Genomic DNA, 22,913 nt, shown 5'->3' with positions numbered 1-22,913 from the left:
GCAATGAAGAAACACTGCAACCCTTGGAGGAGTTGAGTGGATACTCAACGAGGATTTGTGTCAATATCTTTCTTATTCCGTCTTGCGCTCTGACTGATTTTTCGGAGAAAAGTGGTCATTATTTATGGTGGCCGCTAAAGACTGCGACACGCTTGAGCGCTTTGGAACTTATCGGCAAACTGTTGCCTAGTGCCCTGTTGATACAGGAAGTTGCTCCTCAAGTCGTGCCCTGCCCCTTTCTGCGACTTTTCTGCTTAACCCATACGCCGACGAAGTTCGCTAGTGACAACCCGACTTAAGAGTGCACAGTTCCCTAAGTCCTTTTCTGTTTGGCTTGTTGAGCCGTCTGCGTAGTGGTGACAAATCCCGGTCGAAAACATGGCCGGCAAGTTTGACGCTATCTGCCGCGCTCGGGTCCCTTTTGTGTGTCTTACAAAAAATCGACGCCAGCTGCATGAGCAGCGATGGCTGCATTGAGGTTTGATTTGTGGCACCGCTGATAAAAGGCTCTCGTTTGCAACAGCATGTTTGGAGACACCGTGACAAAGTCCTCAAGTTGAAATCCTGGTCGCTCGCTCAGCCCTTCAGCCACACGCGGCACGTTGCGCAAGCCTCTGACCGCGTCACGCAGCCTCGTGAAATAGTCAATGTTCCTGTCGACGATTTCTGGGTCGGCTGTTTGCCCATGCGCGAGAATGACGTGACGCGGATGCAAGTCGCGAATTTGCGTCAGCGATAGACAAAGCTTGCGAAGATCGTCCGGCGACTGGCTCCAGACTTCCGGAATTGGATTTTCGACGGCATCCACTGCAAGGCAGGTACACAGCTCAGGTATCCAGACTGCGACATGGTCCGGGGTATGCCCGGGCGTATGGATAAGTTCGAGTGTCAGATCACCACCATGCAACGACATGGTTCGCCCTGAGAACGTCATTGTTGGCGGGACAATTTCCACTTCTCGGAACCGTGCTTCCTGTGAGCGTTTTTCGGCCAGTTCCTGCGCGGTGTTGGGATCTCGCAAGCGTTTGATCGCTTCGCCGTGCGCTATGATTTGCGTGCGAGCGCCAAGCGCAGCGTTGCCCCAATAATGGTCCCAATCCATATGAGAGTTGATGACAACGAGTGGCCGATTATTGAGGCGGTCGGTTAGCAGTTTCAATGCCCGAGCGCATAAGCTGGGCGTGGCCAAAGTGTCCACCAGCACACCAAAGCGCTCAGTGAGCACAAAAACACTGTCAACCTCGTCGCCAGCCCTTACGACAACGATCCGCTCGTCGAGACCCTCATAAGTAACCAGTTCCAGATCAATGTCTGCCACGGAACGTTCAACCTTTCGAAGTTAGTCGAAGCCAATGCCTCTAATGTGGGTTCTCTTGAAATGCAAATGCCGTTGATTTGCCTTTTTCTCGGAACCGTAACACGCACCGGACGGGTGTAATAAACGCTACCCGAGAACCATGACCCAAGTCGACCTCCCTGCCCTGAAGCAGCATTTAAACCCTTGTTGTGTCAGAGAAAAATTCATTGCAGGGGCACGTCTGACGCTCGCGTGCGATCGAGCCGCGCAGGATCTTTGGAAGTGATGTCCTTCGCCAACAATGCGGCAAAGGACATCTCTCATTTACAAGGCTTTGCGGAAAGTCACCTTGTCATCGCCTGCGGCCCAGAAATCACGGATACGAGCTTCTTCTGCATATCCGTTTCGGGCATAGAATGCACGCGTCAACGCAAACTCATCAGTGCCTGACGTTTCCACGATCAAAATACGTTGGCGCTTTTTTCTAAGCCGTTCTTCTACGGCTTTCACAAGACCGGTTCCAAGCTTCCTGCCCTGCAAGTCCGGTCGGACCGCAAGTGCAAGCATGTTCCAGGTGCCGTCCGCCATTTCTTCAGGCACCGTGTAGCAGAAACCAACGGCAGCTCCGTTGAAATGACTAGTCAGCCAGATTCCTTTGCCCTCGTCAGCAAGCGCCGGTGCAAGCATGTCGGGAAGCATTTCGCTTGGAAACAAGCCGGTCTGATCAAGGACAATTTGCAAGTCCGGAATGTCGTCTTTTGTGGTCAGCTGGATTGACTGGTTTTTCATGGGTTTTGACCCTCGCAGATGTCGTATCGGAATTCCGCGAAAGCGGCCTTGCCCGTGGTGGGAGGGCCTGTTCGTTCATTGTTGGAGTTGATGAACGGCGGCTTCTTCGAACAGGTCGCGCCACCATGCGCCAGCACACACAATATGCGCGGCTCTTGATCTATTTTTTTCAATGGATTGTCTCTTTGATTTTATGTCAGCCAGAAAATGCTCCCGAAACCATGTTCGGAAGTCTCCTCATTCAACCAGGTCCAACCCGTGTGGACCTTAGCGGCGCACCGCAGTTTCAGACATACAATCTCCATAGTCCCGAGCTTTCGCGGGACGATACATTCTGGATAGACCAGGCCGCCGTCACAAGCAAGCAGCCAACAGGCTCGCGCTTACGTGTCCCTTGTCTTGTCGATCCTGTCTCATGTCTAAGCCAACATCGGCCGAAAGGAGTGCCTGATAGCCAATACGGACGCTCTTTCCTTTTTCCTCAGATAAGTTATTGAGACATCTAAGTAAAATTTAAGAGTGAAGCCTTAATCGCTGTTGGAAGGATTTTGACCGGCGTCCGCAAATAACCGCCTCCCGAACGGACGTTAGACGCAATTGAAAGCTGCGCAAATAAACAAACACTCGCTGCTATTTGGTCCGCACTCAAACTTTCTATTGAAAGCAGACTCGCGGGCTGCAAATCAGGGTTGCAGATCGTTGACCCGCCTTTTTGCCTGCGCTAGCTTTTGACAGGCTCAATATACGGTTTGTAGATTGTTTGGCATCCAGATCGCTGGTGTAAACCCTTGAATTTTCCAGACGAGCAGCAGATTTCCGACTATCTGGAGCGCGTGCGCGCTTCCGGTGCCCTGGGCAAAAGCAACCGGCGGCTCTTTCTGTTGGAACACCTCATTCGCGCAGAGGCAGAGGGCTCGGGCGGACAGCTCAAAGCCTATTCCATCGGACTTGATATCTTTGGAAAAGGCCCAGACTTCGATCCCCAATCCGACAGTGTCGTCCGCGTTGAAATCGGACGCCTTAGAACGGCAATTGCCGTATTTGAAAGCAGTGAATTTGCAGACTGCGACCTGCAGGTCGACATCCCCAAAGGCACGTACAGGCCAACACTGACGAGAAGGGAAAACGGCACTCAGGAACCCGAGGCCTTGGTGGCCGACCATGGTCAGAAGAAGAATGCCCCCCTTATGCCCTGGAAGGCAATCGCAGCGGCGGTATTCTTGGCCGTTTGCGTTGGATTGGTGATCATCGGACTTGGCTGGTACCTAACGCCACAAGGTGATCCCAGGATTGCGGTACAATTGGATGACTTTGTTGGTGGAACCGGCCCAGAAACCGCGACGATCCTGCGCCGGGGCCTATCGAATAACAAGGCGGTATCTGTGCTGCTGACGCCTCAAAATGGCAGCACTCATCCCGATGCGGAGTTCATCGTCAGAGGGTCTGTTCGCGCGGAACCGGGTGACACGCAGATCAATGTTGAACTCATCAATGCGGAAACCGACGCAATTTCCTGGTCGAAAACAATCCAAATCGATGACCGGAAGAATTTCGACAAGGAAGTTTCAGAGCGCATCGGTCGTGAACTTCGCGTTCGCCTTTTTGGTGCGTCCAAGCAATTGCTGGAAGGGCTGGACCCTGAAACCCTGACGCCTGAGCAGCTTTTTGTCATGGGCACATGGGTTCCGGGACCCGCGATCAACGCGGTGGAATGGGAACTGGAACGCGTCCAATTGATGGAAATCGCCCTGCGCAAGGACCCCGATTTTGGCGCTGCTCATTCAGTTGTTGCTGACAAACTGGCTTATCTGGCCAATGTTTATGGCCCATCCGATACACCTGAACTCCTCACAAAAGCCCGATGGCACGCGCAAAGGGCAATGGAACTCGCACCGCTTGACGCGAATGTCGTCTTCAATGTCGCGCAATCGCACTGGCACAGCGGGTCGATTGCTCAAAGCCTTGCCACCATGAACCGGGTGACGGAACTGGACCCCAATCACGCCCTCGCCCGGTTCTTGGCCCAGATGATCCCATATTCCTGCGCTTCAGCCCCTGACTCGGTCGTGGAAGAGGCGATCGCATTTGACAAAGCCTTGTCAGCTGACAATCCCATAAGATGGCTGACACTCACATGGATTGCGTGGCTTCACGCCTACAGGGGTGATTATGCCCTCGCCCTGGAATCCGAACAGCGCGCCGCACTCATCTTCGAGATCCCATATACGTTCATGCGGCACGCAATGTTGCTGAACAAACTGGGCCAACCGGAGCAGGCAGCCGCCGTCATAGCACGGCAAAAATCGAATTGGCCCGACATTGATCCCGGGCATTTTTCAAACGTCACGATTCCCCGCCTGTGCAGCGAACAACCCGACAACGCACGTTTCATTGCGTTGTACACCGAATTGGAATTGGCTCTTCAGGATCAATAGTGGATCAATTTTTCTGTTTATTTTCAACAGCATGACAAAAATGTAACATGTGACATCTGTTGCGTTGCGTTCACAACCGAAGCAAAAATACGTACATCCATTGCAGTCAGCCGCGATGCTGGACGCAACCTGACGCAGCTCATTTCACACCGATGGTTTCAACGGAGATGCCAATTCGCGTGTCGGTGCTGCGCCTTCTAAAGACACAGGATGACGTTATGGAAGAGCCCTTCGCAGAGGTTGAGGCGCTTGCCAAGCTTATTTCTGAGAAAGCACAGGCAATGGAGTACCCGGAAGGGCACGACGTTTGCCTGCTGGTTGCGTCTGAATTGATCGAAACGGCTGGTCAACTACTTGCGAGCCGAGAAACGGGCAATCGGGTTAGCGAGCTGATGCTTTTGTCTGCCCGCGTTGAAAATCTGATGAAGGCGCGTGCTTCTCGTTAGAGTTTCGACACTTACATTCTTCGAATTTTAGGGGTCACGACAAATGTCGTACGGATTCATCCGTGGCAAACGGATTCTAGCGGTGTGCGCAAACGAGATCAAAAATACTAGCGACAACAAGGTGGCTGACCTGCAGTCCTGGAATGTTCTGTACTGCGAGACCTTCGAAGAGCTGTTTGAACATGCACGCGCTGGATTATTGGATGCCGTTGCACTGCAGACCAATCCGCATGACCAGAACTGTCCGCGGAAATTGTTGAACCTTTATGAGTATCAGAAGAATGGTCGCCCGATCTTGGTTTCCTATTCCGCCAGCAACCCGGACTGGTTTGAAAACCTCGTCTATATTTCGGGCGCCAACATCCATCTGAAGCACGAACCCAGCCAGGACGAACTGATCCAGGCGTTGGAAGATCACCTCCAGGGCAACAGCCTTGCGCACGCATCGGGCGAATAGTTGTGGAAAGCCCGAGTGAATGGAATATTGCTTCCTCTGGGGTACGGACCCACAAATGAAGTTGACTTGGTTTGAATCGTTTTGGCCAGATGAAAGGAGCGAAAGCGCAGGAAATGTGGTTCATTTTCAAGCCTTTCGCGACGCTGCAGGTGGCCAAAACGGCCAAATCCGAAGGACGGCAAAATGGCTTCACCTCGCAGCGTCAACGTGCTTGACCGGGCACAAAGCTCGCTCTTCGCACGTTTTCTCGCGAGAATTCGCCATTTCTGCCGCCAAATCAGCTTCATTTGTGGGTCCGTACCCTAGTCCTCGATCCTACCGCCACGCCCACGCATCTTCTTGATCTGACCTCGTTGCTTCTTGGCGTCGAGACGCCTCTTTTTCGACCCAAGCGTCGGTTTGGTGGCCTTCCGGGGTTTTGGTTTTTCGGTCGCCCTGCGAAGCAATTCGAGCAGTCGCTCAAGGGCGTCCGCACGATTGCGCTCCCGCGTGCGATAGCGGTCGGCTTGAAGAACAATTTCTCCTTGAAGCGTCAACCGGCTTCCGGCCAGCCTTGCTGCCCGTGACTTAACGTCTTCTGGCAGTGTTTCGTTGGAAGACAGATGAAAACGAAGCTGAACGGCGGTTGAGACCTTGTTGACATTCTGACCTCCCGGACCGGACGCCCGGATGAAATCCTCCGAAATATCGCTCTTCAGGATATAAAACCTGCTGGTTACCGAGATCTGCGAAGACGCATAGGGGTCGTTCGTATCGTCGGCCATGTTCAGGCTGGAGTGTCTTGTGGCGGCGTGAGACCGATTCCGTTCAAGATCAGCGCCGTGACCGAGGCAACGGTCTCGCGGAAAAATTCCGGATCGCTAAGGTCTTTCCCGGTTAGCGCTTTGATCTGGATGGAAAAATCAGCATAGTGCTGGGTCGTTGCCCAGATCGTGAAGATAAGGTGCACCGGTTCCACGCGCTGCATCTTTCCGGCAGTTATCCAGTCCTCGATCACGGCAGACTTTTCGGTAACCAGCCGTTTGAGCTCGCCCTCCAGGATGGGAAGGATCTGAGGCGCTCCCTGCATGACCTCATTTGCAAAAAGTCTGGACGCCTCGGGAAATTCCGCAGACATCTCGATTTTCTGACGGATATAGGCGGACAGCTCCTGGGACGGCGCTCCGCTCGGATCAAGGGTTTTGAGTGGCGCGAGCCAAACCTCGAGAATATGCGCAAGCGTTGCCTTGTAGATCGCCTCCTTGGAAGAAAAGTAATAGAGAAGGTTGGATTTCGACATGCCCGCTTCCGCGGCAATCCTCTCAACGGTGGCTCCCGAAAACCCCTTCTTCGAAAATTCGCCCAATGCCGCATCCAATATGAGGGACCGGTTCCTTTCCTGAATCCGGCTCAAGCCTCCGTTCTTGTGTGCTTCTGAGCCCTGCCCGCTTAGCCCTGTCATAAACTACTTCCGATCACAGCCGATGCGACTGCCTTTCCAGGTTCCTGTCACAACGGACCGGGCCACTTTGAACCCCGCCCCTTCCTCGATCTCGAATGCCTTGACATTGATTGACCAGAAATTGGTCATGTCGACTGGAATTGCATCTTGACCATTTGGTCAAATCCCTCCTAGGGTAAATTGACCAAGTGGTCAGAAGGCTAGTCGAACAACGGGTGCCCTGCAATGGGGAACTCTTGAAGGTTGGCGGCGTTCTGACCATCATGAACAATACCGGCGGCAGCCGGAAAAGGCCGCATGGCCATCCAGAGACATACGGCACTTCGTGATGAGGTAAAATACCCACTGGAAGCGCCGGGAACAGCGTGGGGAGAGGATCAGCGCTGCAAGGTCTGCCAAGCGCGCAGATTGGCATGACGCATGCTCCATCTCCGTCACAATAGACCAGGAGCGGTCCATTCGATGGACCAAGGAGGACGCATGTCAGCATCTATCCAGGCAGCAACCAACAATCTTGAAGCCTTTTGGATGCCATACACGGCCAACCGGCAGTTCAAGCAGTCGCCTCGCATGTTCGTTGCCGCCAAAGACATGCATTACACGACAGCCGACGGACGCCAGGTGCTGGACGGTACGGCCGGTCTTTGGTGCTGCAACGCCGGGCATTCGCGTCCGAGGGTCGTCGAGGCGGTTCAGAAACAGATCGCGGAACTGGACTATGCTCCGGCATTTCAGATGGGCCACCCCAAGGCCTTTGAACTTGCCGCCCGTCTGTCGGCAATGATGCCCTCACCGCTCGACCATGTGTTTTTCACCAACTCTGGGTCCGAAAGCGTCGATACGGCGCTGAAAATCGCTTTGGCGTATCAGCAATCAATCGGACAGGGGACACGCACAAGACTGATCGGCAGGGAACGCGGTTATCACGGAACGGGCTTCGGTGGCATCTCTGTTGGCGGTATCGTCGCCAACCGCAGAACCTTCGGTACGATGCTGACCGGCGTTGACCACATGCGTCACACGCATGATCCGGAACGCAACGCGTTTTCGCGCGGGATGCCGGAAAACGGAGCTGAATATGCGGAAGACCTGATCCGCATCATCCAGCTGCACGATCCGTCTACCATAGCCGCGGTCATAGTCGAACCGGTCGCCGGCTCAACAGGTGTCCTGATTCCACCGAAGAACTACCTTGAGCGGCTGCGCGAAATTTGCGCGAAGAACGGTATTCTCCTGATTTTCGATGAGGTCATCACCGGTTTCGGCCGGCTTGGATCACCTTTTGCGACCGATTTCTTCGGCGTCACGCCGGATCTGGTGACGACCGCCAAGGGCCTCACTTCGGGCGTCATTCCGATGGGGGCCACGTTCTGCTCGGCCGACATCTACCAGGCGTTCATGACGGGCCCTGAGCACATGATCGAACTGTTTCACGGCTATACCTATTCCGGTCACCCGGTAGCCTGTGCCGCGGCGCTGGCGACCCTCGACACCTATGACGAGGAAGGATTGCTGACGCGCGCTGCCGGTCTCGCGCAGCATTGGGAGGACGGGCTTCATTCCTTGAAGGACTGTCCGCATGTCATCGACATCCGGAATCTCGGACTGATCGGAGCAGTTGAACTTGAACCTATCGCGGGCGAACCGACAAAACGCGCTTTCTCGGCTTTTCTGAAAGCGTATGATGATGGCATCCTGATCCGCACAACCGGCGATATCATCGCCCTCTCGCCGCCTTTGATTATCTCAAAGGACCAGATCGACGAATTGTTCGAAAAACTGAGGACGGTTCTGAACGCAATCGACTGAGCTTCGAAAACGAAAGCAGAGCGTGATGCAACGAGCACCTGCCACGGCAACACAACTGATCGACGACGACAGAGTACGGGTTACCCGTTTCGATTTCGAACCAGGCGCGGAAACGGGCTGGCACCGGCACGAGATGGACTACGTCATCACCACATTGACCGATTGCAAAATGCTGCTTGAGGAACCGGGCGGCGAAAGCCGTGAAGTTGTCATCCCTGCCGGCACGGTTTACCGCCGCGACGAAGGCGTGGAACATAATGTAATCAATGGTGGGGACGCACAGATGTCCTTTGTCGAAACTGAATTGAAATAGGAGATTTCCGATGGCTGCTCCGGGCGAAAACCTGAGGATCAATGCGGACCGTCTCTGGGACAGTCTGATGGAAATGGCCAAGATCGGCCCCGGAGTCGCGGGTGGCAACAACCGCCAGACCCTTACAGATGAAGATTCCGAAGGCCGTAAGCTCTTCCAGAAATGGTGTGAAGACGCCGGGATGACGATGGCGGTCGACACGATGGGCAACATGTTCATGACCCGTCCTGGAACCGACCCCGATGCCCTGCCCGTTTATGTCGGCTCCCATCTCGACACGCAGCCGACAGGCGGGAAATATGACGGTGTCCTGGGTGTTCTTGGAGGTCTGGAACTGGTGCGCTCGATGAACGATCTCGGGCTCCAAACCAAACACCCGATTGTTGTGACCAACTGGACCAACGAGGAAGGTACGCGATACGCACCGGCCATGCTCGCCTCCGGTGTCTTCGCGGGCGTTCATACCCAGGACTGGGCTTATGACCGTGAAGACGCGGAAGGCAAGAAATTCGGTGACGAACTGAAACGCATCGGCTGGGTCGGCGACGAGGACGTCGGCTCCCGCAAGGACAAGATGCACGCCATGTTCGAACTCCATATCGAGCAAGGCCCGATCCTGGAAGTTGAAGGCAAGGACATCGGCGTCGTCACCCACGGTCAGGGTCTCTCCTGGACGCAGGTAACCGTGACAGGCAAGGACAGCCATACAGGGTCCACGCCGATGCCGATGCGCAAGAATGCAGGTCTCGGCATGGCAAAGATCCTCGAACTGGTTGACGAGATTGCCTGGTCCCATGCCCCGCATGCGGTTGGTGCCGCCGGCCACATCGACGTCTACCCGAATTCGCGCAACGTCATCCCCGGAAAGACGGTCTTCACGATCGATTTCCGCTCTCCCAATCTCGCCGTGATACAGGACATGGAAGAACGGCTGAAGATCGGGGCCAAGAAGATCTGCGACGACATGGGTCTTGAGGTTGAATTCGAGAAGGTCGGCGGCTTCGATCCGGTCGAATTCGACAAGGGCTGCGTTGAAGCCGTGCGCAATGCCGCCGAGCGCCTTGGCTACAGCCACCAGGATATCATCTCAGGTGCCGGCCATGATGCCTGCTGGATCAACAAGGTCGCCCCAACTGCCATGATCATGTGTCCCTGTGTCGACGGACTTTCGCACAACGAAGCAGAGGAAATCAGCCGGGAGTGGGCCAAGGCCGGCGCGGATGTGCTCTTCCACGCGGTTGTCGAAACGGCGGTGATCGTGGGGTAACGATCTGTCTTGGGCCCCGGATCAGGTCCGGGACGGCGCAGAAAAGAAATTCAACAGCTGTTTGGATTGGGCATAACCGATAGAAGAATTGCCGTCCCGGCCTCGAGCCGGGACCTAAACAGCAGCTCGTAGAATCGTCCCGAAATAAGATCGGGCTTTGAAAAGTGACAGCACGCGGCAAACGAAAAGGGGAACGATGATGGCAAGCAAAGTGATCAAGGGTGGCACGGTTGTCACCGCTGACCTGTCCTATGAAGCCGATGTGAAAATCGAGGGTGGCAGGATCGTCGAGATCGGTCCGAACCTTTCGGGCGACGAGACGCTGGATGCGACCGGCTGTTACATCATGCCGGGCGGCATAGATCCGCATACGCACCTGGAAATGCCGTTCATGGGCACGTTCTCATCCGACAACTTCGACAGCGGCACCCGCGCGGCGCTTGCAGGCGGCACCACAATGGTTGTCGACTTTGCCTTGCCCTCGCCCGGACAGTCGCTGCTTGAAGCGCTTCAGATGTGGGACAACAAGTCGACAATGGCCCACTGCGACTATTCCTTCCACATGGCGATCACATGGTGGGGCGAGCAGGTCTTCAACGACATGCAGGAGGTCGTTCAGAAAAAGGGCATCAACACATTCAAGCATTTCATGGCGTACAAGGGCGCGCTGATGGTAAACGACGACGAGATGTACGCCTCGTTCCAGCGCTGCGCCGAGCTCGGCGCCCTCCCCCTCGTCCACGCCGAAAACGGTGACGTGGTTGCCAGCCTTCAGCAGAAATTGCTTGCCGAAGGCCATAACGGACCGGAGGGCCATGCCCATTCCCGTCCACCGGAAGTCGAGGGCGAAGCCACCAACCGCGCGATCATGATCGCCGATATGGCAGGCGTCCCGGTCTATATCGTGCACACCTCGTCCGAACAGGCGCACGAGGCGATCCGCAGGGCGCGTCAGAACGGTATCCGCGCCTATGGCGAACCGCTCATCCAGCACCTCACCCTGGACGACAGCGAATATTATCATCACGACTGGGACCATTCCGCGCGCCGTGTGATGTCGCCTCCCTTCCGGGACAAGAAACACCAGGACTCGCTCTGGGCAGGTCTTGCCGCAGGATCACTTCAGGTGGTTGCCACCGACCACTGCGCCTTCACAACGGACCAGAAGCGCACGGGCGTCGGCGATTTCACCAAGATCCCCAACGGCACAGGTGGTCTTGAAGACCGCATGCCGATGTTGTGGACCTACGGCGTCAACACAGGTCGCCTGACGCCGAATGAATTTGTCGCAGTGACTTCAACCAACATTGCAAAGATTCTCAATATCTATCCGAAAAAAGGTGCAATTTTGGTCGGCGCGGATGCGGATCTGGTCATCTGGGATCCGGCAAAGGAAAAGACAATCACGGCGGGCAACCAGCAGTCGGCGATCGACTACAACGTCTTTGAGGGCAAGAAGGTCAAGGGCCTGCCGCGCTATACCCTCACGCGTGGCCGCGTTGCGGTTGAGGACGGAACGGTCAATCACCAGCAGGGTCACGGCGAGTTTGTCGCGCGCGAACCGTTCCATGCGGTCAACAAGGCGCTGAGCACGTGGAAGGAACTTACCGCTCCCCGCAAGGTGGAACGGACCGGCATTCCAGCCAGCGGTGTTTAACTGATCGCGCGAAGTGCGGCGCACCGGGCTTGTGTCATAGACCGGCCCGGCATCGCACCTGGCTCGGGTAAAAATTGAAAAAAGGCATCAGGTAAGAGAATGTTGACCGCCGCTGAAATCGAAGACGGACTGGATGATGCAATGAAGGAAGAGGCCAAGCGCGTCATCGACATCGACAAACTGTCCCTGACCTTCCAGACCAATGACGGCCCGGTCCACGCCCTGTCTGAAATCGACCTGAAAATTGACCAAGGCGACTTCGTCTCCTTCATCGGGCCGTCCGGCTGCGGCAAAACCACTTTGCTGCGGGTGATCGCCGACCTCGAGCAACCGACCGCCGGCAGCATCACCGTCAATGGTGTTTCTCCCGAAGAAGCGCGGCTCAAGCGAGCTTACGGGTATGTCTTTCAGGCTGCCGCGCTTTATCCCTGGCGCACCATCGCAAAGAATGTCGCGTTGCCGCTGGAGATCATGGGCCTTTCCAGGGCAGAGCAGCAACAGCGCATTGCGCGGAACATGGAACTCGTCAATCTGGCAGGCTTTGAGCAGAAGTTCCCTTGGCAACTCTCTGGCGGCATGCAGCAACGCGCATCCATCGCGCGCGCGCTTGCGGTCGAACCGGATCTCCTCCTGATGGATGAGCCGTTCGGCGCACTCGACGAAATCGTTCGCGATCACCTCAACGTGCAGCTCCTGGAACTCTGGGCGAAGACCAACAAGACAGTGGTCTTCGTGACGCACTCCATTCCGGAGGCCGTGTTCCTGTCCACGAAGATCGTGGTGCTCTGCCCGCGCCCGGGCCGCATCTACGATGTCATCGAAAGCGACCTGCCTCGCCAAAGGGATCTGGACATCCGTGAGTCACCTGAGTTTCTGAAAATTGCACACAGGGTTCGTGATGGGCTCAGGGCGGGGCATTCCTATGAGGATTGAGAAGGTTGAGATAATCCAAGTGAGTGAAGAACCAAAGCCCGAGAAACTAATGAGAGAAGAAACAATATTTTCTCTTCGCCCGAGATACAAAACAATTCACTTTGTCTACTCAATAACAATTTTTACACCATTACTTTCCTTTCTTTATTATGATACGGATGGTAAATCAAACAGATCTGCTATTTATTTATCGGCAATTCTTGCTTTTTATTCCCTGATGGTGTTTTGGACTGCATTTGCAAAAACCAGGATACGACTGGGAAATGAGTTAAGAAGAGAGTTCAGCTTTACCACGCTAGTTCGGAATTACGACTGCTGGGATTGGGATAAAATCAAAGACTTGCGCAAGACTCACTATGGCAACTCGGACCAAAGCTCGATCGTTTTTAGGTTTAACAACAACGCCGTCACACTCGCAAAAAACCTGGAAGACACTGAGGCAAAGTGGCTTTACGACGCCGTTTCTGAACAACTAGGGAGGAATGTAGCCGCATGACAGATACTGCTCTCTCCTCGCCCCGCAGTCTCAGTCCCTTTGCTGGTCTCATGTCCGGTACCGCCGGGCCTGTTGTTGTCGTTGTGCTTGCGATCATCGCCATATGGTACTTGGGAGCCATCGCCCTGAATGCGGCCTTTCAGCAGGACACGTATGAGCGCGCCGGACGAACAGACGTACCGCTCGTCGAATTCATTGGCGATACGCTTGCCCAGGAGCGGCCAAAACTTCCCGCACCGCATCAGGTTGCCGTCGAACTCTGGAAGACGACCGTCGAAAAGAAGATCACCTCAAAGCGCTCGCTCATCCATCATTCGACGATCACGCTCTCCACGACACTTCTCGGGTTTTTCATCGGCACGTCGCTGGGCATCCTGCTCGCCGTCGGGATCGTACATTCGGGCGTTCTTGAGAAATCTCTGATGCCCTGGGTCATCTCTTCTCAGACAATCCCGGTCCTCGCGATCGCGCCCATGATCATTGTTGTTCTGGGGAACAGCGGAATTACGGGGCTGCTGCCCAAGGCACTCATATCGACATATCTTTCGTTCTTCCCGGTCACCGTCGGCATGGTGAAAGGGCTGCGGTCGCCTGAAGTCATTCACATGGACCTGATGCACACTTATTCGGCGTCACGTTTCCAGACTTTCTGGAAGCTACGTCTGCCCTATGCGCTTCCCTATCTCTTCACCTCCATGAAGATCGGCATGGCCGCCTCACTTGTGGGGGCGATTATCGGCGAACTGCCGACAGGCGCCGTTGCGGGTCTGGGTGCGCGCCTCCTCGCCGGCTCTTATTACGGCCAGACCATCCAGATCTGGTCGGCCCTCTTCATGGCCGCATTCCTTGCAGGAAGCCTCGTTGCCCTGATCGGGCTTACCGAAAAACTCACGCTGAAACGCATGGGGCTATCGAGATGAGCGAACCCGCCGTCCGGAGAAGATTTGACATGGCCTCCATACTGGCCTGGTTTTTGGTCGCCATGGTCGTCTTTGGCTTGTTCAGCCCGATTTTCGACCCGGACTTTCACATAATGGATCTTCCGCGTCTTGCGATCTGTCTGGTGATCCTGGCCATTGCCGGGGTGCGTTACGAACTCGGTTTCATGCGCAACCGCGTCGGCGACATTGCCCTTGGTTTGGTAGCCATGCTTGCAGCCTGGCTATTGATCGCCACGGTCCGGCTTCACGTTGGGACGGCCTCCGCCGGATTCTGGGCGCTTACCGCCGCAACCTGGGCGGCGGCCTGGCTCTTTGTGGAACGGCTGGCATCCTGGCAGGTACAGTCACCTGTCGCCAAACGACTTCTTTTCCTCGCCATTCCTGCGGTGTTCGGTGCAACGCTCCTTGTCCTCTGGGAGCTGATCGTGACAGGTGCAGGCAAACCCGGTGTCGGCATCTCAAATGCGCTCCTGCCCTCGCCGTCTGAAATCTGGCTCAGACTAAGCTCTTCGCTCGACATTCTCTGGACCGATTTCCAACAGACATTCCTGAAAGCCGTTCTGATCGGGTATGCCATTGGCTGCGGATCGGCATTCCTTGTGGCCATTCTGGTCGACCGGACGCCTTTCTTGCGCCGGGGTTTACTCCCTATCGGAAACCTGGTCTCCGCGCTGCCAATCATCGGCGTTGCCCCCATCATGGTCATGTGGTTCGGCTTCGACTGGCCGTCCAAGGCGGCCGTTGTCGTAATCATGACCTTCTTCCCGATGCTGGTGAACACGGTCACGGGCCTCGCAGCTTCAGAGGTCATGCAGCGCGACTTGATGCGCACCTATGCATCCGACTACTGGCAAACCCTCTTGAAACTGCGCCTGCCGATGGCAATGCCCTTCATATTCAACGCACTGAAGATAAACACAACGCTCGCCCTTATCGGCGCCATCGTCGCTGAGTTTTTCGGCTCTCCGATTTCTGGAATGGGGTTCCGGATTTCAACAGCAGTTGGAAGCATGGATTTGGATCTGGTGTGGGCGGAGATTGCCGTTGCAGCCCTGGCAGGGATGTTGTTTTACGGACTTGTTGCGCTGATCGAACGATATGTAACCTTCTGGCATCCATCGATCAGAGGCTAATTTGCCTCTCCACTTGTCGTCCCGGATATGCCAAAAGGCATAGTCCGGGATCCAGCAGTCGATTTGCCGTTGATCAGCAGCATCTTCCTCGCCACGGGCTACTGGATTCCTGCCTTCGCAGGAATGACAAGCAGATTGGAAAAGCGCCTTCATGACTCCCAGCCGTGACATTTCCCGCCTTATTGAAATCATGGCCGCCCTGCGAACACCGGTAACGGGCTGCCCCTGGGATCTGGAGCAGTCCTTCGAAACGATCGCGCCCTTTACCCTGGAGGAGGCCTACGAAGTCGCCGACGCGATTGCCAAGAACGACATGCTCGATCTGCGTGAGGAACTCGGCGATCTGTTGTTACAGGTTGTCTATCACGCACAGATGGCATCCGAAGACGATCACTTTGATTTTGGTGACGTGGTCGAGGGCGTCACAAAGAAGATGATCCGCCGGCATCCGCATGTCTTTGGCGATGAACACGGCGAAAAGGCAGAACACGTCAAGGGAATATGGGAACGGATCAAGGCCGAAGAAAAAGCCGAGAAGCTGGCGGAACGGCAGGCGCTTGGTCTAACGGACGAGCGCAAGAAATTTCTGGACGATGTTCCGACCGCATTCCCCGCGCTTCAGGAAGCCGACAAGCTGCAGCGCCGGGCTTCGAAAGTCGGCTTCGACTGGAACGATCCCAGACTGGTCCTCGACAAAATTCGTGAAGAAACCCATGAACTCGACGAAGAACTTTCAAAGGACGGCCCGGACAAGGATCGCATCGAGGACGAACTCGGGGATACCCTCTTTGCGCTTGCCAACCTGGCGCGGCATCTCGACATCGATCCTGAAGAAGCCCTTAGGCGCACAAACAGAAAATTCAGGCGCCGGTTTGCTGCAATCGAAACACAGGCTGCAGAAACTGGCACAACGTTGGAAAGCATGAGCCTGGAGCAAATGGAAGCGGCCTGGCAAAGCGCAAAGACAATCAAAAATAGCAAATAGGTTGCGTATTTAAATAACTGAAAGAAAACAGTTTAAAACAAATACCTGTTCCGTAGCGGCATAACAGTGTAATACTGGTTGCAGTTGATTGACAGGATTGTTCATGCGCTTGATTCGGTTTCTGTCCTACTGGTTTTTCGCAATCAGTTTTGCGGCCACGTCTGTAAATGCGGAGACCTGGAAAATCGCAAGTCCGGAATGGCCGCCTTATGCCGGTGCGCACCTTCCTGAAAACGGCCGCGCGATTGAAAAGCTGCGCTCTATTCTGAGCAACGCAGGTATTACGCTGGTGGTTGAATTTATGCCCTGGTCACGGGCGCAATCGATCGCGGCCTCCGCCGACTATGTGGGATATTTCCCTGCCCGGGAGCAAGATGTCTGCGAGGAGTTCGCAACGACACATCCGGTGACCTTTTCAAAAGTCGGCGTCATCAAACGGGAAGAGACAACACTTGAATGGTCCGGGCTTGATCTTCTCTTTGAGAACTATCGCATCGGATTTGTCGCGAGCCACGTCTATCCGCCTGATATCCAGCGCCAGATCTACCGTCATTACCAGCCTGAAGACGGAACGGAGAACGAGGAAGATCTCGCCCGCATACTGGCGGCCGGGCGTGTTGAAGCTGCACTGGCGGACCCGGAGGTGCTGTTTCACATCGCCAAGCGATTGTCGTTGAACGGGATAGATCCCAACCCCAGGATCCTTGAACGCCTGCCTTTGGTGCTCGCGCTCTTCAAATCCGAAGGTTATGAGCGGCGGATGAACCTTTTGAACGGGTTGCTGAAAAACAACCCGGCCCGGTAAAGCCGCAGCGTTGTTGATTTTGACAGCCAAGCAGTTTCAAAAACCGCACTTGTTTGCTACCTCAGGAGTCCAAAGGGATCCTGACAGCTGCATGACCGTTCACTACGACAGTTCGGAAAAACGAAATCTTCCTGTTCTAGCCGGACAGAGCACTCTGGCAACGGCAGCCTGGATGATGGCGAGCCCGTCCATAGTCCTGACGTTTCTTGCAGTTTCTCTTGGAATGCCGGTGTTCATGGTGGGTGCGCTGGTGTCCATAAGGCAATTGGCCAGTTCACTGACCGACATTTTCCTGTTCGATGCGATCACCAGGATCCGCAACCGCAAACTGGCGCTGTCTCTGGCTGACATAGCCCTCGCGGTGTGTTTCGGTGCAACCATCGTTGCCGTGCTCTTTGGCAGCAAATCTCAAACGATGGTGGTTTTTGTCGTCTGCGTCTTCGTGATGGGCATGATCGACGAGTTTCAACAATTGCTGCTGACGGACTTTATCAGTGACAATCTCGCCTCCAAGTCGAGACTGACACTGAAATACGTGCAAATGGCACTGGGAGGCAGTATCGCGGTCGCGCTCACCTGGATCGCGCACGAGTTGACGCTTGAATTGCTTCCCGTAAACCGGCACTCGATCTTCGTCGCAATCGGCATCACATGTTTCACTCTTTCGGCATTCGCTCTCATAGCCGTTCAGGATCTGGCTCCGAGATCTCCACGCAAAGACGGACCTATTCGCTCTCCGCTGAAGGCGGTGTCGAATTATGTTTCCAACGTCTTCAAGATGATGCAGCACGGATGGTTCCGCAAATTCATCGCCTTGCGGCTGGTTTTTGCGAGCGTTGTCCTATCGGTTCCATTCTTTTCGCTTATTTCCGCTGAGGCGCATCACACCTCAAACAAGGGGCTTACAGCTCTCATCATATCCTATGCGCTCGGATACATCGTTGCAGGCCCTCTATGGGGCGCTCTGAACAGCATCTCACATCGCTTTGTGATGATGACGAGCGCACTGATGATCGGCGTCGCCGGCCTGACCCTTGCGATCCTGCACATTTACGATATCGACCACGATGTCAGGATCCACGCGGTCGCGATCTTCGTTGTTACAGTCGCCGTGAGAGGCATCATAGCGGTGCTCAGTCTCTACTACATGGATATCGCACCAAAAGACCAGCGCGTGAACGGGATCGCTGTTGCCCGGTCCTTCGTGCGTATTGCGATGATCGTCTTGTCGACGGCACTCGCTGCGATCGCGCATCTCCATGAGACTGTCTGGGCCATCATCTTCATCACGATTGCAAGTGTTATTGCAGCTATCGTCAGCATGATCCTGACTGAAAAGCCTCAGAAGGGAAAAGGTTCGTAGCGAGCGCTCCCTCGACGGCCCAATCTGACTCTCAATATCAAATAATCAGGATGCCTGGCACCGGTATCGCGTCTTTAAAGCTCCGGCGACGTCCTCATTCCACCTGTTCTTCCGGTTCATCAGGAAGTACAAATTCCGAAAACTGATCCCGAAAAGGCCCGCGCTGCTTATCCGATACGCGCACATCGGCGATCACGAATTCTTCCGTATCGCTGCGTTCAAGCACTTCGGACATCTGATAGAGCCTGGCCAAAAGCGCGCCATCGGAGACGGGCAACCGGACGCTCAAGATATCGTCGTGCTGTGCGATGAATGCATCAATCCTGGCGGAAAGCTGATCCACACCTGCTCCGGTGAGAGCGGAGACAGAAACCGGTCCATCACCTGACACCTCTTCGAGCAGCTTTTCCCGGTATGCCGCGTCGAGGCAGTCGACCTTGTTCCAGACCTCGATGATCGGTGCACCCGTCTGCGCATCCACACCAAGCTCTTCTAACGTCTTCTTCACGTCTTCAGCTTGTGCATCTGTGTCTGGATGGGAAATATCGCGGATGTGAAGGATAAGATCAGCTTCCAACACCTCTTCCAGCGTGGCGCGAAAGGCAGCCACAAGATGCGTCGGCAAGTCCGAAATGAAACCGACCGTGTCTGAGAGAATGACGTCCTTGCCATGCGGCAGGGTAACTTTTCGAAGCGTCGGATCCAGCGTTGCAAACAAGAGGTCCTTCGCGAAGACTTCCGACGCTGTCAGCCGATTGAACAGCGTGGATTTTCCTGCGTTTGTATAGCCAACAAGGGCGACAACGGGCTGAGGGATCTTCTTACGTTTTTTCCGATGCAGTTCGCGTGTGCGTCTGACGCTCTCAAGCTGTTTCTGCAGGGCGATGATACGGTCCTGGATCTGGCGGCGGTCGGCTTCAATCTGTGTTTCGCCGGGACCGCCCATGAACCCTGCGCCGCCTCGCTGGCGCTCCAGGTGCGTCCATGACCGAACCAGGCGGCTTTTCTGCCATGTCAGGTGGGCGAGATCGACCTGAAGCCGCCCTTCCTTCGTGCGAGCCCTGTCGCCGAAAATTTCCAGGATGAGACCCGTCCGGTCAATGACCTTGGTATGCAGCCTGCGCTCAAGGTTTCGTTGCTGAACCGGTGAGAGCGCATGATCGATGACAACGAGATCCAGGTCCTCGCTCGCGACTATGCCGGCGAGTTCTGAGACTTTTCCCTCACCAAACAAGGTTCCAGGCTTCGGGTTGTTCACCTTGACGACGCCCGAATGCAGGATTTCCAGATTAATCGCAGCACTCAAGCCGATCGCTTCATCAAGGCGCGCTTCCGGACTTCGGTTGCCACGCAAATCCTGCTGACCTGCTTCGCCCCGAAGCTGCAGGATCGGCTCGATGATCATCGCACGAAAGGGTTGGGGCAGCCGGTCCACCCCAGTCTCTTTTATTCTGAGTGTTTTTTGCCCCGGTTCTTCGCCACCATTTGATTTTGAAAAATCGTCTGCGCGAGACTTCGGTTTCAATCAGCCAGCCTTTTCAGCGTTTTCCTCAGCCTGATCGAACAGTTGAACAGGACCGTTTGGCATAATTGTGGAAATCGCATGCTTGTAAACAAGCTGAGAATGCCCGTCGCGGCGAAGAAGGACGCAAAAATTGTCAAACCAGGTCACGACACCCTGCAATTTCACACCGTTAATGAGAAAAATTGTCAGAGGAGTTTTTTGTTTGCGAACGTGATTAAGGAAAGTGTCTTGGAGATTTTGTGCGCGCTCAGCCATCAGTCTTTTTATCCTGTTAAATCCCCGGATGCGGCCGAGCATCCGGCGTATCGGCAGCTTACCGTCAAAAGCTCTTCAATTTCAAACGCTAAGGTTTGACGAACTGCCCGCTTTTTGTATTGCCCACCAGAAAGACCAGTCTGCCACTGCTCTTTCAGTACCATTCATACGGCCAATTTTGGCCAATCGAATCATGCCGTCTGCAAATCAGTAGCAGTATGGAACAGTTCGCGCAATCGGGTTGCGACAGATCCTGGGTGCCCATTGCCGATAATTTTGCCATCGACCCGCGTCACCGGCATTACCAAAGTTGACGCTGCGGTGACAAATGCTTCCTTTGCTTCAAAGGCTTCTTCCAGACTAAACGGCCTTTCTTCAAAGGTCAGCCCTTCTCGTTGAACAAGGTCAAGCACAACCGCGCGGGTAATCCCCCGGAGGATCCCGCTTTCAGCGGGCCGTGTCACAAGTGCGCCGTCCTTCGTCACAATCCAGGCGTTGGTCGATCCACCTTCAGTGACGTTGCCGTCCTGGTCGATGTACCAAGCTTCCTTCCCGCCGTTTTCCTTAGCATGCTGTTTGGCCAGCACATTTGGTAAAAGTGCCACTGTCTTGATATCGACGCGGGGCCATCTGTTTTCCGGATAGCTGACGACGGCAATTCCCTTTTCGGCTTGCGTTTCAGCCGCACCCGGATTTGTCGACTTCGCCGTTACGACGATAGAGGGCGCGACATCTTCGGATGGGAAAAAGTGGTCTCGCTTGGCAACACCGCGTGTCACCTGAATATAGACAAGCCCGTTTATCACCCGATTGCGCCGAACAACCTGCCGCAACACGAACACAACAGCGCTTCGTGACATCGGCCAGTCGATCTGGAGTTCGCTTAACGACCTGCCGAGCCGGTCCAGATGTCGAGGCATGTCGACAATATTGTCCCGCCAGACTTCGCAGACCTCATAGACACCATCGGCAAACTGATAGCCACGGTCTTCCACGTGCACCGCAGCATCGGCATGCCGCACATACTGGCCGTTGACATAGGCGATCCGGCTCATGAGCCCTCCAGACGAAATACAAACCAAGCCAGTCAACTGGCCTTTTACGCAGTTTTGAACGTTCGGTCAGCTATTTGCAAGGTCAGAAAAGACACAAATAGCCCTAAAAAAAGTCAAGACTGACCCGGAACATTTGCTCAACCTGCCTGACGCGGTTCGCCACTGCAAAAATGACGATCCGATCCTGGGCCTGAATTTGAAGCTCCCCGTTCGGAGTGAGGACTTCGCCGCCCCGAAAGACCGCTCCGACACGGATACCGGACGGCAGATCGATCACACGCAATGGCTTACCCACCAACGGAGAGGTGTCGAGCGCTTCCGCCTCGACAATTTCGGCAGCGCCGTTCTGCAGGGAATGAACACCCCGGATGCGGCCACGACGCACATGCTGCAGGATGCGGGAAATCGTCACGGCACGCGGATTGATGAATGCATCGATCCCGAGCGCGTTGGCAAATGCGGGATAACTCGGATTGTTCAGAAGCGACAGGGAACGCCTGCAGCCAAGCTTCTTGGCCATGACGGACGACAAAATGTTCACCTCGTCCTCATTGGTGAGCGCAACCATCGTGTCTGCGTCACCCGCATCGGCCTCGTTTAGGATGATCTGGTCCAGGGCACTGCCGTGCAGAATAACGGAACGCTTGAGATCGTCGGCGACAGACATGGCCCGTTCACGCGACGCCTCGATCAGCTTGATTTTTGTGCCCGTTTGGCGCTGTTCAAGAGCTTTGGCAACATAAAGTCCGATATTGCCGCCGCCGGCGATGATAACCTTGGCGGCTTCCGGTTCCTCGTGACCGAAGATGCTGAGGGTTCTGCGCACCTGGTCGCGCCGCGCAACGACATAGGCCAGGTCGCCTGTCAGGATTGAATCGCTGCTTTTAGGTACGAACAGCCGATTGTTCCGGTAGAGCCCGACAACCACCGCACCCAGATCGGGAAAGAGTTCCGTCAGCTGCCGGAGAGGCGTGTCGACGACCGGGCAATCCTCTTCACACATGATCCCGACGACAACGACCTGATCGTCCGCAAAGCGGACAGTCTCGACAGCGCCCGGCAAAGCCAGACGTCTCAGAACCATTTCGCCTACCTCGATTTCAGGCGAAATGATCACGTCGATTGGCATGTTGTCACGGGAAAACAGGTTGCGCCAGCGTCCCTGGAGATAGGACTGGGCGCGAATGCGGGCAACCTTGGTCGGCACATTGAACAAGGAGTGGGCCACCTGGCAGGCAACCATGTTGACCTCGTCATAGAGCGTGACCGCGACGATCATGTCCGCTTCTTCCGCGCCCGCCTGCGCGAGAATGTCGGGATGAGCGCCGTGTCCGACAAAACCGCGCACGTCCAGCTGGTCACCGATCGCATTGATCAGTTGCGGTGAGGAATCGATCACCGAAACATCGTTTTGCTCCGCCGCAAGGCGCTCGGCAATGCCGTAGCCGACCTGACCGGCACCGCAAATGACGATTTTCATGGGAATACCCCTTTCCCGCTAGACAATGGCA

At 55.1% G+C, this 22,913-nt stretch carries 22 protein-coding genes; 14 read left to right on the top strand and 8 right to left on the bottom strand.

Going from position 1 to position 22,913, the window contains the following annotated elements; genetic code table 11:
• Positions 1–430: 430 nt before the first annotated feature.
• Together Q0915_RS30625 and Q0915_RS30620 are read right to left on the bottom strand one after the other, a co-directional pair.
• Complete coding sequence (locus Q0915_RS30625) at positions 431–1,318, bottom strand: MBL fold metallo-hydrolase (RefSeq protein WP_299484130.1); 888 nt, start codon at positions 1,316–1,318, stop codon at positions 431–433.
• Positions 1,319–1,621: 303 nt separating this feature from the next.
• A complete protein-coding gene (locus Q0915_RS30620) occupies positions 1,622–2,086 on the bottom strand; it encodes a GNAT family N-acetyltransferase (RefSeq protein WP_299484129.1) in 465 nt (154 codons plus the stop codon).
• Positions 2,087–2,874: 788 nt separating this feature from the next.
• On the opposite strand from Q0915_RS30620, the gene Q0915_RS30615 reads away from it, so the two are divergent.
• The 3 genes from Q0915_RS30615 (at position 2,875) to Q0915_RS30605 (ending at position 5,424) form a co-directional block, all read left to right on the top strand.
• Positions 2,875–4,521 (top strand): tetratricopeptide repeat protein, encoded by a 1,647-nt coding sequence (locus tag Q0915_RS30615; protein ID WP_299484128.1) that lies wholly within the window; start codon positions 2,875–2,877, stop codon positions 4,519–4,521.
• Positions 4,522–4,739: 218 nt separating this feature from the next.
• Positions 4,740–4,967 (top strand): hypothetical protein, encoded by a 228-nt coding sequence (locus Q0915_RS30610; RefSeq protein ID WP_299484127.1) that lies wholly within the window; start codon positions 4,740–4,742, stop codon positions 4,965–4,967.
• Between the two features lie 43 nt (positions 4,968–5,010).
• Positions 5,011–5,424 carry a hypothetical protein gene (locus Q0915_RS30605; RefSeq protein ID WP_299484126.1) on the top strand — a complete coding sequence of 138 codons (414 nt, stop codon included), beginning with the start codon at positions 5,011–5,013 and terminating at the stop codon, positions 5,422–5,424.
• 302 nt (positions 5,425–5,726) lie between these two features.
• Here Q0915_RS30605 and arfB read toward each other — a convergent pair whose 3' ends face one another.
• The gene (gene arfB / locus Q0915_RS30600; protein ID WP_299484125.1) at positions 5,727–6,188 is read right to left on the bottom strand and encodes an alternative ribosome rescue aminoacyl-tRNA hydrolase ArfB; all 462 of its coding nucleotides are present in this window, start codon (positions 6,186–6,188) and stop codon (positions 5,727–5,729) included.
• Between the two features lie 2 nt (positions 6,189–6,190).
• The gene (rutR, locus tag Q0915_RS30595; protein ID WP_299484124.1) at positions 6,191–6,865 is read right to left on the bottom strand and encodes an HTH-type transcriptional regulator RutR; all 675 of its coding nucleotides are present in this window, start codon (positions 6,863–6,865) and stop codon (positions 6,191–6,193) included.
• A gap of 480 nt (positions 6,866–7,345) precedes the next feature.
• Between rutR and Q0915_RS30590 the strand changes: the two genes are divergently transcribed.
• The 11 genes from Q0915_RS30590 to Q0915_RS30540 all read left to right on the top strand — a co-directional run bounded on the left by Q0915_RS30590 (position 7,346) and on the right by Q0915_RS30540 (position 18,567).
• Positions 7,346–8,674 (top strand): aspartate aminotransferase family protein, encoded by a 1,329-nt coding sequence (locus tag Q0915_RS30590; RefSeq protein ID WP_299484123.1) that lies wholly within the window; start codon positions 7,346–7,348, stop codon positions 8,672–8,674.
• Between the two features lie 25 nt (positions 8,675–8,699).
• Positions 8,700–8,987 (top strand): cupin domain-containing protein, encoded by a 288-nt coding sequence (locus Q0915_RS30585; protein WP_299484122.1) that lies wholly within the window; start codon positions 8,700–8,702, stop codon positions 8,985–8,987.
• Positions 8,988–8,997: 10 nt separating this feature from the next.
• Entirely contained in the window at positions 8,998–10,254 is a 1,257-nt protein-coding gene (locus Q0915_RS30580; protein WP_299484121.1) for a Zn-dependent hydrolase, read from the top strand.
• Between the two features lie 199 nt (positions 10,255–10,453).
• On the top strand, positions 10,454–11,911 hold the full coding sequence (gene hydA, locus Q0915_RS30575; protein WP_299484120.1) for a dihydropyrimidinase: 1,458 nt from the start codon (positions 10,454–10,456) through the stop codon (positions 11,909–11,911).
• A gap of 141 nt (positions 11,912–12,052) precedes the next feature.
• Positions 12,053–12,844 carry an ABC transporter ATP-binding protein gene (locus Q0915_RS30570; protein WP_299484148.1) on the top strand — a complete coding sequence of 264 codons (792 nt, stop codon included), beginning with the start codon at positions 12,053–12,055 and terminating at the stop codon, positions 12,842–12,844.
• A gap of 19 nt (positions 12,845–12,863) precedes the next feature.
• On the top strand, positions 12,864–13,340 hold the full coding sequence (locus Q0915_RS30565) for a hypothetical protein (protein ID WP_299484119.1): 477 nt from the start codon (positions 12,864–12,866) through the stop codon (positions 13,338–13,340).
• Complete coding sequence (locus Q0915_RS30560) at positions 13,337–14,260, top strand: ABC transporter permease (protein WP_299484118.1); 924 nt, start codon at positions 13,337–13,339, stop codon at positions 14,258–14,260. Before Q0915_RS30565 ends, Q0915_RS30560 begins: the two co-directional genes overlap by 4 nt.
• Positions 14,261–14,289: 29 nt before the next feature.
• Positions 14,290–15,414 carry an ABC transporter permease gene (locus Q0915_RS30555; protein WP_299484117.1) on the top strand — a complete coding sequence of 375 codons (1,125 nt, stop codon included), beginning with the start codon at positions 14,290–14,292 and terminating at the stop codon, positions 15,412–15,414.
• 151 nt (positions 15,415–15,565) lie between these two features.
• Positions 15,566–16,399 (top strand): nucleoside triphosphate pyrophosphohydrolase, encoded by an 834-nt coding sequence (mazG, locus tag Q0915_RS30550; RefSeq protein ID WP_299484116.1) that lies wholly within the window; start codon positions 15,566–15,568, stop codon positions 16,397–16,399.
• Between the two features lie 103 nt (positions 16,400–16,502).
• The gene (locus tag Q0915_RS30545) at positions 16,503–17,204 is read left to right on the top strand and encodes a hypothetical protein (protein WP_299484115.1); all 702 of its coding nucleotides are present in this window, start codon (positions 16,503–16,505) and stop codon (positions 17,202–17,204) included.
• 91 nt (positions 17,205–17,295) lie between these two features.
• On the top strand, positions 17,296–18,567 hold the full coding sequence (locus Q0915_RS30540; protein WP_299484114.1) for an MFS transporter: 1,272 nt from the start codon (positions 17,296–17,298) through the stop codon (positions 18,565–18,567).
• Between the two features lie 94 nt (positions 18,568–18,661).
• Here the strand turns inward: Q0915_RS30540 and hflX are convergent, their stop codons facing one another.
• The 4 genes from hflX to trkA all read right to left on the bottom strand — a co-directional run bounded on the left by hflX (position 18,662) and on the right by trkA (position 22,882).
• Positions 18,662–19,972, bottom strand: coding sequence for a GTPase HflX (gene hflX, locus Q0915_RS30535; protein WP_299484147.1), 1,311 nt, complete (start codon positions 19,970–19,972; stop codon positions 18,662–18,664).
• 120 nt (positions 19,973–20,092) lie between these two features.
• Complete coding sequence (gene hfq, locus Q0915_RS30530; RefSeq protein ID WP_172670818.1) at positions 20,093–20,350, bottom strand: RNA chaperone Hfq; 258 nt, start codon at positions 20,348–20,350, stop codon at positions 20,093–20,095.
• 188 nt (positions 20,351–20,538) lie between these two features.
• Entirely contained in the window at positions 20,539–21,402 is an 864-nt protein-coding gene (locus tag Q0915_RS30525) for a D-amino-acid transaminase (RefSeq protein ID WP_299484113.1), read from the bottom strand.
• A 103-nt stretch (positions 21,403–21,505) separates the two neighbouring features.
• The gene (trkA, locus tag Q0915_RS30520) at positions 21,506–22,882 is read right to left on the bottom strand and encodes a Trk system potassium transporter TrkA (RefSeq protein ID WP_299484112.1); all 1,377 of its coding nucleotides are present in this window, start codon (positions 22,880–22,882) and stop codon (positions 21,506–21,508) included.
• Positions 22,883–22,913: the final 31 nt, after the last annotated feature.

It is taken from the genome of uncultured Roseibium sp., from assembly GCF_947494555.1.
In the GTDB taxonomy this organism is placed as follows: domain Bacteria; phylum Pseudomonadota; class Alphaproteobacteria; order Rhizobiales; family Stappiaceae; genus Roseibium.
The sequence above is the reverse complement of the archived record's forward strand: the minus strand, read 5'-3'. Positions and strand labels throughout refer to the sequence as shown.